The following is a 12,755-nucleotide window of genomic DNA, read 5'->3' on the forward strand; positions in this document are numbered from 1 at the left end:
AGACGCCGTGCACGGCGTCTGTCGAAGATCGGTGGGTAACACCCGATCGGCCGGCGCCTGTACCTCGCAGGCGCGGGCTCAAGCTCGGACCGGCCCGTCACGCCCCTGTGCAGATGTCGCCGCTCCAATCACAGGAGACAGCAATGAAGCATCAGACACCGCATGAACTACAATCGGTTGCCGTCATTGATCGGCTTGGCTTAATACCCCTTGCAACGAGAGCGGAGCGGATAGAGCGCTGGGCGGAACTGCTCGACCGGAGTCCGCTACGGTGCCTCGCGGCGTTAACAGGTACCGAATATGTCGATCCCGACGTTCGCGAACGGGTGCGGGCGGACGGATCTGCACTCTCAGTAGCGTTCGCGGACCCGTTGCTTCGCGCAGCCGGATTGCGATCGGATACTTATGGCGAGGCGAAACGCTTCTTCGAGCTTTCGGACTGGCAATTGCATGACGTCGTCTGCAGCTGTCATGCCGGCACCACGATGAAAGCCAGCTGGGCCGCGGCGCGTGTTCGCAGGCTGATCAGCGCCAACCGCTTCTTCGCGTGGCTTAGAAGCCGCTTTGTGCACTGAAAGGCTAGTCGCCCGGCGAACGCAGGTCGCCGGCGACACGGCAGCCTCTCATCTCAATGCAGCAAAGAGGCTCCGCGCGAGTGTGCCATATTGCGCATGATGGTTTGGACCCAATCGGCAGTCGACGAGCCGGGAGGCTTCTCGTCAATGTCCTCGAGCGCCCGCTCCAGGGTCACCTCCACGAGGCGATCAGAGGCTCCAGCATCCCCCAGCAGCAGGCGCGCGGTGAGCCGGAGCTTCGGCAGCAGTGAGATGACATCGTCCCCCGTGGGCACCGGTTGCGCAACGCTGGGCATGGGCTCCCCCGGGAACAGCGCACTGGTGACGGCTGCTCTGGTCGAGGACTTGCTCAGGCTGCTCACAAAACGCAAATGCTCGGGGATGGCGATCTCGCCATACCCGCTGAAGAACACGAAAGGCACGTTGCGCCGCACCAGTTCGTCTGCGACCGGAAAAATGTGTCGGCCACGGAGATCGATGTCCAGGATCGCGGCCTCCGCGGCTTTTGCGAGCCGCCCAGCCTGCTCCACCGTCGCTGCGGGTCCGAGGATCATGGCACCCATGTCAGCGAAATACGCCGCCAGATCATTGGCCAGCAGCCACTCGTCTTCCGCGATCAGGAGATAAAGTCCCCGAAGATTGCGCACGCGAAGCTTCCTTCCACCTGAGTTTGCGACTGAGAGAGCCGGGCGCATGGATCATCGCAAGGCAACCAAAGGATCAACGCCGCTAGAAACGAAGCGTTCCCGCCGTTATTCGCACCAGAAGCGAAGCTGGAATTGTCTAAGGCTTACGCGCCGGGACGGCGTTCATACGGGCCCATTCTGCCCGGCTGCGGCTTGGCACGACAAAGCCGCCTTCCGCCTCAGCCATTCTGATCGACAGCGTACGGGGAAGGCTGCTGGCCGCCGCCGCTCGGGCGCCCGCCGTTCTGGTGAGCCCGAACCCAGAGAGCGATCAGCCCGATCAGCAGCAGGACGACCAGCGGAATAATTACGACGCATGGCAAGTGCCGGCGCTAGCCGCCCGGCCTGTTGGCAGCAGGGTCCTAGCCACGCCTGCCGTAGGATCCGGTAGGCCCCGCTCGGCTTGCGATCTTCCGGCCTGATCTCCTGGACGGCCTGGTCCCAATCCTCCTTCGCGCCTCTCGCGGCTGAGCTCAACTGCCGGCGCCTAAGCGGGTGCCAGGAAGTTTGTTCCATCGGGACTTGAATTGGCCTGCTCCGCAATTGGGAAAGCCGCCCTTGTTCCGCCGTCGCCCCAAGCGCTCCGCGTCCCGCCAGGATCGCCACCCGACGCGCCTCGTTGAGGATGCCGGCTGCCTTTTCCAGCTCTCGATCCTGCGCAGGCAGTGAGGAACGAAGATATGCTGCGGCATATGCGCGGGCCGGTTTCGCTTGGATCGCCTGGCCGTATTGGCGGGCTGTTCCTGGATATCGCTGGCGATCGAGAGATCAGCAACGCCCTTGCGGGCAAGCGCCGTGCGGCAGGCAAGGCTTGCTACGTTTTCCATATGCGCGGCATCCGAGACCTGCGCGTTATAGACGCTCACATCGTTAAACACACGAGTGAGGTCGACATCCTGCTGAGTGAAGGTTTCGATGAGGTCATGGAACTGCATGCCCGTGATTGCCAGCACCGGCGCTTGGTCGAGCTTGGCGTCATAAAGGCCGGTCAGAAGGTGAGTGCCGCCGGGCCCGGAGGTGGCAAGGCACACGCCGAGCTTGCCGGTCCATTTGGCGTATCGCAGGCCATGAACGCGGCCGATTCCTCATGCCGCACCTGAACGAAGGATATCTTGTCCTGGCTTTTGCGGAGCGCTTCTATCACGCCGTTGATGCCGTCGCCGGGCAGGCCGAACACAACTTCGACGTTCTGTGTCAACGAGGATTTCGGCTGCGTTTGGCATGGCAAGGCTCCGCTGTTGCCTTCCGAACCAGCCGGGCTGCGGTTGGTTCACTTGTCGGGGCAGCGAATTGGTGACGGAATGGAACAGGCGCTTAGACGAAACCGTGCGCAAGGTAGAACGCCATCGCGAACGCAAGGCCTGCCGGCCTCCGCCTGCATCTCTACCCCTTCGCCGAAAACCGGCAGCACAGGAACCTTTTTCACCTCAGCAGGTTGTAGTCAAAGCATTAACCCATGTTAAGCCCACGCAAAGGGAACAACGGCTGGTGAAGAAGTTAACTGAAGCGCTCAGGCCGGAGACTGAGTCTTCCGGAGTGACGACGCCGGAACGCGAGATGGCCCTCGCGATTGACGTGTTGAGACACCACGAGCCGCCGCCTCGAATGTTGGAACTTGCGCGGGAACTGGATGCCGCGTTGGTGCTGCGAGCGCGCAAGAACCAGCCGAATTAAGCACAGGCCGAATTAAGAAGCAAAAACCCCAACGGCGGCAATCCGGAACAATCGCGGCGGGCAGCCGTTCGGTCCCGAAATCTTCTTGGGGCGATCGGATGAAAGCCGTAATGCGAAGCCTGTTGGCGCTGGAGGCAGCGATGCAAGGCACTACGGCTGAGGTCCCTCAGGCAACCAAGCACATCATCCAGCGGCAATAGTGTCTTCTGGTGGAACGCCACCACCATAGCTTCTTCAGCCGGTTTCAGCACTGTGCTCTTGGGCGTCTTGGGTCCCATCGGTGTGTCGGCTGTCGTGGTCCGATTACGCCACTTGGCCACTGTCTTCGGGTCTAAGTTGTAGCGTGCGGCAAGGGTCCGGGTGCTCTCTTGCGACGCTTGGAACTCGGCTCGAAGACGCGGCGTCGTGCGGGCGCTGCCGTGAAGAACACTTGCCATAGCGCATCCTGACGACTCAGCGTTAATGATGCACCATCACACTCAGGGACTACACACCTAGTTCGTTGTTTTGATGCGTGTCGTTGCCCGAAACCCCACACATTTCGGGCGACATACACAAGAGGGCCGTGATCGACGCTGCCAACCGTGGACGTGCTACTGGCTGCCGATGGCATCAAGCGGGATAGCGGCTGTGAAAATGAGACCGCTCGGGGCGATCCGTAGATCGACCGAGGCTCCGAGCTTGTATGGCAACGTTCGTTCCAGCACTTCCAGGCCGAAGCCGCGCCGCTCGGTCGGTTTGATATCATGGGGGCCGCTTTCGATCCAGGCGAAGTGGACCAGGTCCTCGTCCAACCACCATTCGATGCGGATGCGGCCCGCTCGACTCGAAAGCGCTCCATACTTCAAGGCGTTCGTCGCCAGTTCGTGAATGGCCAATCCCATCGTTTCGGCGGCCTTAGGCGTAAGCACCAAAGGGGGCCCTTCAATGGTCAGGTTCTCACCTTCCCGGGCTCCTGCCGCCCGTAACTCTTCGGCGACGATCAACGCCAAGTTAATGCCGATTGAGGGGTAGCGGGCAATCGCCGCCTGCACCCGGGCAAAGGCGTTGATGCGGCCTTCCAGATGGGCAGCGGCTTCATCTAGGGATTCGCTCTTCTCCATCGTGCGCCTGACGATGGAGCGGATCACAGCAAGCGTATTGCGCACGTGATGCTGCAATTCCGCAAAGCGGGCCTGTTGCTGTTCCTCGAACTCCTTCTGGCGCGTAATGTCCTGACCGACGCCGCCGATATGAGCGACCTTGCCCGCTTCATCGCGCATTGGGAAATCGGCATCGCGCAGCCAGCGTATCTCATTGTCGGCCGGCCGGCATATCCGGTATTCGAAGGTCACGCGTTCGCCGTCGCGAATGCGCTGGATTTGGACCAGCACACGCTCGCGGTCTTCGGGCAGGACAAGGTCGATCCAGCTGGCGAAGTTGCCGCTTGCCAAGGCCTTTTCCCGGCTGATCCCGTAAATGGCATCGAAAGCCGGCGTCAAGTACTCCCACTGCAGCGTCTCGGCATTGCAGATCCACAACACGTCCGAGGCGGCCTCGCTTATTTCCTGCAGGCTCGCTTGGCTTTTGATCAGTTGGGCCTCAGCTCGGGCATGCTCGCGCATGGCTGTCTTGACCTCGGCCAAGCCACGTTCCAGCTGCTTATCCGACCGGCCCTTGGACATCACTCCTCATTGGCATCGAGGTGCCTGCCCTCGCGATCGAGATGCAGATAGTTGGGGTTGAACAGCGCGACATCCTGCAATGCTTGCAGGTTGGGAATGGTAAGCGCCCTGTCCTTCAGCACGATGAGGTTCGAGGCGCGCAACTCCTGCAACGTGCGATTGACATGGACCGTCGACATGCCCAGCGTCTCGCCCAGTTCGGTCTGCGTCAACGGCAATTCGCAACTGCGATTGCTCGTGCAGCCGGCCGCTTCCAGCCGGATGAACAGCTCGCATAAGAGATGCGCCATCCGCTCCAGCGCATCGCGTTGGCCAAGGTTGACCGTCCACTCGCGCTGAATCGCCGCGCCGACGAGCGATTCCCACCAAAAAGCCTGAGTGATGCGGGCATCTCCGTTCATCATCTCGTCGAAGGCGGCGCGCGAGATTTCCGAGACCGCGACCGGAGTAATGGCGCCGATCGAATGGTCCATCTCCTTCAAGATAAATACGTTGAGCTCGCAGAGGTCGCCGGGCAGGAAAAATGCAATGATCTGCCGGCGGCCATCTTCGAGGGTCTTATAACGGCAGGCCCAGCCCTCATTGATAAGATTGATGAATTCAGGCTTCTCGCCCTCATGGATGATGTCCTCACGCGCGGCGAAGCGCCTAACCCGTTGCGCCGCTATTTTGATCAGCAATTCCTTGTCGGCTTGCGAGAGACGTGTGAATTTCTCAAGCTTGCGGATCAGAGGTCGGCTCATCCTTATCGTCTTTATTCGTTGATACACAGAATGATGTGGCAGCGACCCTACCTATTCCAGCACTGCGCCACGGTCCAAATGGCTGCCCTCAGGAGGCAAATCATGGATGAGAAGTCGGGAATTCCCGTGTCCTGAGCACACGATATCACGAAAGTGCTCGCCGCGCTCGGTCTGAAGTCGTTGGCCCGCCGCGACCAGGGAACAGGGATTGGAAGGTCAGGACCGACCGCGTTGACGCCGTATATTCAATCTCGACCTCGCGGGAACGATCGATTTTGCCGTCGAAGACAATTTTAGCGCGACGAGGACTGCCGCCGCCGGATACGAAGCGGACGGCCGTTCTTCCCGTTCTGTCGACCTTCGCAGGTTTGAGAGGCCTCACGACCCGCTGAGTTGGCGTGCCACTTGCTGGATTGTGATGCGCCGGCCGTTGCCAGCACACTTCATGGAGATGTCGCCCAACTAGATGCCCATCAAATCGAAGCTCACGGCGTGCCCGTGCTTGACGGCAGACCGCGCGATCATGTTGGTCAATTGCGGGCTGTCGACCGAGCAATCCGGCATGACGGTCAGAATGGCCCTTGTGGCTCCGGCCACCGAAACCGGCGAGCGATGTGAAGAACGCGTTTCCATATAGTGTTCGATGAGTTCGTTCAGTCGCACAGGATGATATTTGATCACGCCGCAAACTCCCTAAGCTGCGCTTTTTTTGATTTTGCAGTTGATGATTGCGCCCGGCCTCCGGGCCGCGCATTAACCCATGAGAGGAAGGCGGAAATTCTTTTGAGGCTCTAACGCGGGACTCGCCAGCCCGGTTTGGGCCGACCGATGAAGAGGGTCTGCGAGAAGCCGACTACCCGCGCTTGGGCACCCTCGCGGCCCAGGTCATTGTGACATTGGGATCCCGTCATGCCAGGTTGACCCGGCGGCTCTCTAAATTAGAATTTGTCAGCCGTCAGCTCCGGTCAGGCGATCTATTCCTGGTCCGCTCGTGGCAGCGACTTCACCACCTTCTTGGTCGGCAGCGGCGGGGCCTTGTCCGTTGGTTTGGCGCTCTTGATGGCATTCTTCATCGCGCGATTGAAGTTCTCTTCGGAGGCGGCCCTACCGCCTCCGCGGTTTTGTTCAGACGGGCTGGCCAGTGGCGGTCGATTTTTAGGCATCGGGCGTCTTTTACTCCAGCGTTCATGTTCAAAAAAGCTTGGTCAAGCGGTAAATCGCAACGATCGCCAGCGCCTGAGCTTCATGGATCGCAGCCGGTCATAGAGGCGGTTCACCATCTCGCGGGTGGGAGCACACCGGGGACAAGCTGCCTCGTTCGCCATCCGGCCAGACCTGGCACTTTCTGGCGACGGCCGAGCGCGAGGGGCTCCAAGGTTTTCGGCTCACCTTGGATCAACCGCGGAGCTTTCTGGCTTCACGCTCCTAAGTCTTCCTCTCGTTGCCGTGCTCGCCAATCAGTTCCCGAACCTGCTCGGGCGTGATACGGTGCTGCTGGCGAAATAGCGGACTTCGTGATCTTCATCGGCCGAAACGCGGTCGCGGTCCCGAAAATCACGCTTGGTTTTGTCGTCGCCCATGGCTGTTTCTCCGTTCCATTTGGCAGTTGGCGATGATGCCTGCCTCGCCTTGTTCGAAAGGATGTTTCGGCAAACCAAGACCCTTCAGCCCGAACGCCCAGGCCGCCAAGCGTCTGATGACCGTCCAGCACAAAAAATGCCGCCTGCTGCCAGCCCAAACCGAATTGCTCTCAGCTTGCTGTTGCCGCTCCGAAAGTCGCGAACTTTGCCCTCGCTCATGCCAGCTTTCGAAGCGAGGCGCACCCCGGGGCCAACTCAAACGCGCCCGGCCGGCACGACATGGCTCTCGTCTGATATTTGCCAAAGCGGCCTCCCGCCGCACAACTTCCGTCCGTGGAACGGTCTACCCGCTCGTACGTTCCAATTCGCTAGTCGGCAACGGCTAACTTGATATCCTTGATGACGAGATTGTTCTGCGAGCCGGCATGCGAGCAGCCTGGCGCGCCAATCGATCTTTCCTCTTGTCGACCAGGGCGGTCTTGAAGCATGGCGCCAAAGTACCACCATAGCGTCCACCGGAATCGCCCACGACACCTGACGTAAGGCGAGCGCCACGCGATCGATCAATATGAACTGCCCGCCTTCGAGCCAGGCAAGCCGGGTTTCGGCCTGATGGCGTAAAGAGGCGGCGGCCGCTATGCGGCTGCGATTTCATCACCCTGAATCGCAGGATGCACGAGCGTCCTGGAAGGGCGTTGAGAAGCATGTTGGTAAGGCTGGCATGAAGAGCTGCAACGCGATGGATGCAACGGGTGATAGGTCGCGAAACACCTATACGGCGAAGAGGATTGCAGCACGCATCGCTGCAGGATTCCGTGAGGAGTGAGACAAAAAGAAGGCTCACTCCGAGGAGCGAGCCAAAGTGGAAAGCCGAGGTGGTTTGCACGGCTCTTACCCGCGTTGGATGGTAGCACGCACCATCCGCCCTCCCGATAACATTAGTTAAAACAGTCGCTAATTTACTGCTGGCCGGAACATTTCGGTTCCATGATCCGTGGCGCTGTCGCGTCGCTAATTTTGTCCAAGCTGGCCTAGAGCCCGCTCGAAATGCAGCCAGCGGGCTCTGGCCGTCTATCCGGGGGCAAACGGCGGGTACATTTCAGACTGATAAGTGAAGCAAGGTCCACAGGAAGCCTCTCCTTTCAAAACGATGTTCGATTAACAACCAATGCGCTCCTGCTTTGGTTCACAAAAGCTCTTGCCGGCATCCTTGCGGCAACCGTCGTGCTTGCCGCCTGGTTCTGAACCTGCATCGCAGTCGACCGATTCCACGACCTGAGAGCGTGCGCACAGTGATATGGCGGGAGGAATAGACCGGCTATTTATTGTCCTTGTAGGATTCGGTATCATCAATCTTACGCCGGTCGTTGCCATACGCCGCACAAGTTCTCTTGCTTGGCCTTCCTAGACGTCCTGAGTTTCAACGACGTGCTTGACCTCGGCGTCCTCACCCTTTAGCGGGCGACTGCGGGCTTCCTGACAGCGGCGTGGGTAGCCCAAGCCTTGGTCCGTCGGCGAGCCGATTTTACGGCAGAAACAAAGCGAATTCCGCGCTGTTGGTCCCGAGGCAGGACCGCCTTGGCGAGGCGTGGGCGTGTCGATTAGCATGACCCGGCGAGCCCGCCATAGGCCCTCATGTGCGCGCTCGCATTATCTGTCGAGGGCAATGGATCACGATGAGCTCGCGCGGGACGACGTCCTTCACAAATGGCTGTCGAAAATCTACGGTGGGTATCAGCGGAAACGCGATCGATCGGTTCCAGGTGAGGCCGTCGTGCACGGCCATGCGCATCGCGGCAGCTACTAAGGCCACACCCCAGGCGGTGCCAAAGTCTATAACATCGCCATGCACATTACCTCGGCTGGTCGTTGTTTCGCGGCGACCGCGCGCCCGACAATCCGTGGAACGCCACCGGGCTCGAATGGCAGACAAGCTCGCCGCCGCCACCGCATAATTTCGAGACCATGCCCCTCATCACCAGGCCTGCCTATGCCTGGGCTTGAGCATGAGCGGTTCAGCCCGCACCGCAAGGAGGCCGCGCAATGAGCGGCACAGAAAGTGTCGCCTTCGACACACCCCGGCGCGAACGGCGCGCCGACAATCTTGCGATGTGGGTGTTCATCGGCTCCGAGGCGATGCTGTTCGGCGCGATCTTCCTGATCTTTCTGGTGGCGCATATAGATCTCGGCCCCGCTTTCGCGGCGGCCTCGAAATGTCTTTCGCTGCCGCTCGGCACCGTCAACACGGCCGTCCTGATCACCAGCAGCTTCACCATGGCCTTGGCGCATATGCTTGCGCTCCATAGGCGTTGGCGCGCGACGATCCAGGCTTTGGCCGCGACCTCGGCGCTGGGGGCGTGCTTCCTGGTCGTGAAAGGGATCGAATACGGCAAGAAGGCCTGGCGCCGCTGCTTGGCCTTCCGTTTCGCTATTCCGGACCGGATCCGGCTCATGCCGAATTCTTCTTCGACCTCTATTTCGCGATGACCTCGCTGCCAGGCGCTGCATCTGATCGGCGGTATCGTCGTCATCCTTGGCATGATGGCGCTCTGGCGGACAGCCAGTCCCGCCAACCGCTTGCGCCGGGTCGTGGCCGTTGGTCTTTACTGGCACTTCGTCGACATCATCTGGGTGTTCATGTTCCCCCTGCCTTACCTGATCAACCGATGAGCGAACTGCGCAAACTCAGTTTCGGCTATCTTGGGTTGCTAGCTTTGCTGGCGCTGACGGTCGGCTCATCCCTGGTCGATCTCGGCGGCTTGAACGTCGCGCTCAATCTGGCGATTGCGGCTGCCAAGGCGGTCCTTATCGCCCTACTGTTCATGCATCTGACCGGCACCTTGCCGAGGCTGGCCGTCGGGGCTGCCGGGCTTTGGCTCGTCATCCTGTTCGGGCTGACGCTGATCGGCCGATAAGAATGGGGATCAATCGCCAGAGGGCATGCCGACGTAGTTGTTCATCTTGAGCAGCCTCGCAGGGCCGGGCGCTCGACCGAAGGTCGAGGACTTGCTGTCGAGGGAAATAGGCCCGTCCAAAGCGTAGATAATCAACACCATTCTCGGTGATTGACTGCCGGGTGATCTCTGGCTCAAAACGGGTTTAACGATGCCCGGCCTGTTTGGGGGGTGGGGGACTTGGGCAAGACAGGCCGGGCCCATGCCCCGCGCGAATGGCAGGGCAGAAATACCTTATGCGCCGTCCTCTCGTATTTCGCATTAACAAACGTTAGGCACAAAGGCCTGCCGCGACTTGAGCGAAGCGACGAGCTACCTGAGATTCGAGCGGCTACATCCTTGAACGAATCCACTACTTGCTCAGTGAATATGAATTGCGCCGATGCTCCACACAATCGCACCCGGTTAGCAAGTGGACCGGCGAGCCCGTTGCCCCGAAGATTGAAAAAGCCAGTTTCTTAAGCGTGCCGCAGTCCATTTGCAGCCCGCCCGGAGAGACACGGCCGAGACTCTGCGCACGTACCGGAACGATCAACCAACAGTCGTTTCCGACAAAAGACAGGAGCGAGCAATGACCGGACGAACTACCCACGATCAGCAGATGCGCATCCTCGAGGAACATGAGAACACGAAGAACGCGCCCAAGGAAGTCGACGTGAAGGCGGAGCTGAAGCGGTCGGCGGCAAGCGCGAGGCGAGGCGAAGGGGATCAGGAGCGGCCCGCCCGACCTCGTCGACCCGGACAATCGCAATATTCTTCGGGGTACGAACCGAGAAAGCGCCGACAATAAGCACCCGAGTTCCAATTAGGACAGACTTCGGTGGAGCTCCAGGCAATGCGGAAAAGTGCGAGCAGTTTTCCGTTCTCAGTTTGGCGGCAGTCCCGTCGAACACTTTACCGCTTTGAGCCGTCCGGCGATGGCCTTCACTGGTAGCCGAGCCCTCAAACCTTATTGGCTGCCCCAACTCGATCGGCATATGCTCCGGCTGCTCGTGACCGGATGACTTTATTGGAGATCGCGCTGGTCGACCAGCTGGCCTACGGCAAGCGCAACCAGGCCGGCGATACGGATTTCGCCAATCCGCATTTCATTGCGACGGGCAAGGGCACGTAACCTCCCAGCTTGAGGGCCGGCAGGCCAGAAGGGTCGCCGCGGGTGAAGCGGCGACTTTCTCGTTCATTTCGCTTGCGGCAACACGGATGTCGGTTCTCATCAGCTTGATCGAGCCCGGCTTACACAATCCGGCCAACACGGCCCGATCGGACCTGGCACCGTCCAGTCAAGACAATGTGGTCCGCAGTGCGATGCGCCTCGCAAGCTGCGTCTGATGAAGAAGCCTTCCGCACCCCTCACGAGAGGAATGCCGGGCTGGACACAAGGGAAAAGATTGGAAGCACCTCTTTTCAATTCAAGAGGAGCACCCGAGACGAGCGCAGCAGCACCTCGATAGCGCAGTGAGCATCGAATGGCGGGCCTGCTTCCGTGGTCACGAACTAAGAGCGAACGACCAGCGGCACCAGGCCCTCGTGCCGCTCGTCGAGATAGCAGACGACCCGGTCGCCGACGCGCTGGAAATTGAGGTCGACCTTCGCCTCGCCCACGGCCAGGTGCCGGATGACGATGTTGTCGATGCCTATCGGCAACCGTGGGCGTTCGACATTGATCTCGCGCTTCCAGCCATCGATGCGGATCCCCAGACAGGCCTGCAGCATCATGAAGGCGGAACCGGCGGACCATGCCTGCGGCAGACAGGCGACGGGATAAGCGATCGGTGCATCGCCGATGGCCCGCGTAAAGCCGCAGAACAGCTCCGGAAGCCGCATATGGAAACGGACCGCCGCCTCGAACATGCTGCTCATAAGCTTCACGACACTGGTGCGCTCCCGGTAGCGGGCGAGCCCAGCGGCGCAGATTGCCGTATCGTGCGGCCAGATCGAGCCGTTGTGATAGGACATTGGATTGAATGGAAGCTCGTCGTCGGCCAACGTGCGAACGCCCCAACCGCTGTTGAGATGGCCCGACAGCAGCTGCGCGGCAATTGATTGGGCCCGTTCCGCTGACGGCAGCCCGACATACAGCAGGTGACCGGCGTTGGAGGCTCGCACCGCGCATTGCTTGCCTTCTCCGTCGATTGCCAAGGCGTAGAAATTGCGGTCGGGCATCCAAAACTGTGTCTCCACCGCGTTGCGGATCCTTTCTGCCATGCCGCTCCAATGCGCTGCCTTGGCGACATCGCCGCGCTTGGCGGCCAGCACAGCCATGCCTTGATAGGCTGCGAAGACGTAACCTTGCACCTCGACCAGTGCGATTGGTCCCTTGGGGATCGTGCCATCGGCATGGAAGATAGCGTCTGCGCTGTCCTTCCAGCCCTGGTTGAAAAGCCCCGTATCTGCCGCCCTGCTATAGGTCACGAAACCGTCTCCGTTGCGGGCTCCGACCTCCTCCATCCACGCGATGGCCGCACACAGCGAGTCCCACATGCGATCGAGGAACTCGTCATCGCCCGTGCGATCGGCATAGGACCAGGCCAGGTAAACATAGAGCGGAGTGGTGTCGACACCGCCGTAATAGCGGCCGAACGGCAGCTCGCGCAGCACAGCCATTTCCCCCTTGCGCGTTTCATGCATGATCTTGCCGGGCTCGGCATCGTCAAATATCGAAGTCTCTGTCGATTGATAGCGGGCAAGGAACGCCAGCACCCCACGGGCAAGCTCGGGGTTCAGCCACAGCATCTGCAAGGCGGAAATGACGCCGTCGCGCCCGAAGGCGGTCGAGAACCAGGGAATACCGGCGTATGGATATGGCCCCGTCTCCAGATCGGTGGTCAGCAACGCAATGTCGGCGCGCGTGCGCGCGAGCCAGTCATTGAAGACGCGGC

At 60.4% G+C, this 12,755-nt stretch carries 9 protein-coding genes and 3 pseudogenes; 4 read left to right on the forward strand and 8 right to left on the reverse strand.

Annotated features, from left to right (window positions below):
* Nucleotides 1-143: 143 nt before the first annotated feature.
* Complete coding sequence (locus F3H96_RS28345; RefSeq protein ID WP_149804944.1) at nucleotides 144-575, forward strand: hypothetical protein; 432 nt, start codon at nucleotides 144-146, stop codon at nucleotides 573-575.
* Nucleotides 576-628: 53 nt separating this feature from the next.
* On the opposite strand, the gene F3H96_RS28350 is transcribed toward F3H96_RS28345, so the two are convergent.
* The 7 genes and pseudogenes from F3H96_RS28350 to F3H96_RS28380 all read right to left on the reverse strand — a co-directional run bounded on the left by F3H96_RS28350 (nucleotide 629) and on the right by F3H96_RS28380 (nucleotide 6,922).
* Nucleotides 629-1,222, reverse strand: a complete 594-nt coding sequence (locus F3H96_RS28350; protein WP_149804945.1) for a response regulator — start codon at nucleotides 1,220-1,222, stop codon at nucleotides 629-631.
* A 615-nt stretch (nucleotides 1,223-1,837) separates the two neighbouring features.
* Nucleotides 1,838-2,484 (reverse strand): annotated as a pseudogene (locus F3H96_RS28355) (thiamine pyrophosphate-binding protein); the annotation flags it as partial.
* A gap of 576 nt (nucleotides 2,485-3,060) precedes the next feature.
* Nucleotides 3,061-3,372 (reverse strand): annotated as a pseudogene (locus tag F3H96_RS28360) (IS481 family transposase); the annotation flags it as partial.
* Between the two features lie 156 nt (nucleotides 3,373-3,528).
* Nucleotides 3,529-4,560 carry an HWE histidine kinase domain-containing protein gene (locus F3H96_RS28365; protein WP_188131571.1) on the reverse strand — a complete coding sequence of 344 codons (1,032 nt, stop codon included), beginning with the start codon at nucleotides 4,558-4,560 and terminating at the stop codon, nucleotides 3,529-3,531.
* 38 nt (nucleotides 4,561-4,598) lie between these two features.
* On the reverse strand, nucleotides 4,599-5,342 hold the full coding sequence (locus F3H96_RS28370; protein WP_149804947.1) for a Crp/Fnr family transcriptional regulator: 744 nt from the start codon (nucleotides 5,340-5,342) through the stop codon (nucleotides 4,599-4,601).
* Between the two features lie 462 nt (nucleotides 5,343-5,804).
* A complete protein-coding gene (locus F3H96_RS28375) occupies nucleotides 5,805-6,023 on the reverse strand; it encodes a hypothetical protein (protein WP_149804948.1) in 219 nt (72 codons plus the stop codon).
* Nucleotides 6,024-6,799: 776 nt separating this feature from the next.
* On the reverse strand, nucleotides 6,800-6,922 hold the full coding sequence (locus tag F3H96_RS28380) for a hypothetical protein (RefSeq protein ID WP_348530099.1): 123 nt from the start codon (nucleotides 6,920-6,922) through the stop codon (nucleotides 6,800-6,802).
* Nucleotides 6,923-8,776: 1,854 nt separating this feature from the next.
* Between F3H96_RS28380 and F3H96_RS31410 the strand changes: the two are divergent.
* The 3 genes and pseudogenes from F3H96_RS31410 to F3H96_RS30775 form a co-directional block, all read left to right on the forward strand.
* A pseudogene (locus tag F3H96_RS31410) lies at nucleotides 8,777-8,969 on the forward strand (cytochrome c oxidase subunit I); the annotation flags it as partial.
* Nucleotides 8,966-9,409: a cytochrome c oxidase subunit 3 gene (locus F3H96_RS28385; protein ID WP_149804949.1), complete on the forward strand. Its 444-nt coding sequence runs from the start codon at nucleotides 8,966-8,968 to the stop codon at nucleotides 9,407-9,409. The pseudogene F3H96_RS31410 and the gene F3H96_RS28385, both read left to right, overlap by 4 nt.
* Nucleotides 9,410-9,588: 179 nt before the next feature.
* Nucleotides 9,589-9,837: a cytochrome C oxidase subunit IV family protein gene (locus tag F3H96_RS30775; RefSeq protein ID WP_188131572.1), complete on the forward strand. Its 249-nt coding sequence runs from the start codon at nucleotides 9,589-9,591 to the stop codon at nucleotides 9,835-9,837.
* Between the two features lie 1,533 nt (nucleotides 9,838-11,370).
* Here F3H96_RS30775 and F3H96_RS28400 read toward each other — a convergent pair.
* Nucleotides 11,371-12,755, reverse strand: a 1,385-nt coding sequence (locus F3H96_RS28400; protein WP_149804951.1) for an amylo-alpha-1,6-glucosidase, incomplete at its 5' end; no start/stop codon positions are given.

The sequence above is a fragment of the Mesorhizobium sp. NFR06 genome (assembly GCF_900115245.1).
Taxonomy (GTDB): domain Bacteria; phylum Pseudomonadota; class Alphaproteobacteria; order Rhizobiales; family Rhizobiaceae; genus Mesorhizobium.

Excerpts from the sequence above, each read along its gene's own strand:
- F3H96_RS28370 (WP_149804947.1), bottom strand. The coding sequence starts at position 5,342 with ATGAGCCGACCTCTGATCCGCAAGCTTGAGAAATTCACACGTCTCTCG.
- F3H96_RS28380 (WP_348530099.1), bottom strand. The coding sequence starts at position 6,922 with ATGGGCGACGACAAAACCAAGCGTGATTTTCGGGACCGCGACCGCGTT.
- F3H96_RS30775 (WP_188131572.1), top strand. The coding sequence starts at position 9,589 with ATGAGCGAACTGCGCAAACTCAGTTTCGGCTATCTTGGGTTGCTAGCT.
- F3H96_RS28345 (WP_149804944.1), top strand. The coding sequence starts at position 144 with ATGAAGCATCAGACACCGCATGAACTACAATCGGTTGCCGTCATTGAT.
- F3H96_RS28385 (WP_149804949.1), top strand. The coding sequence starts at position 8,966 with ATGAGCGGCACAGAAAGTGTCGCCTTCGACACACCCCGGCGCGAACGG.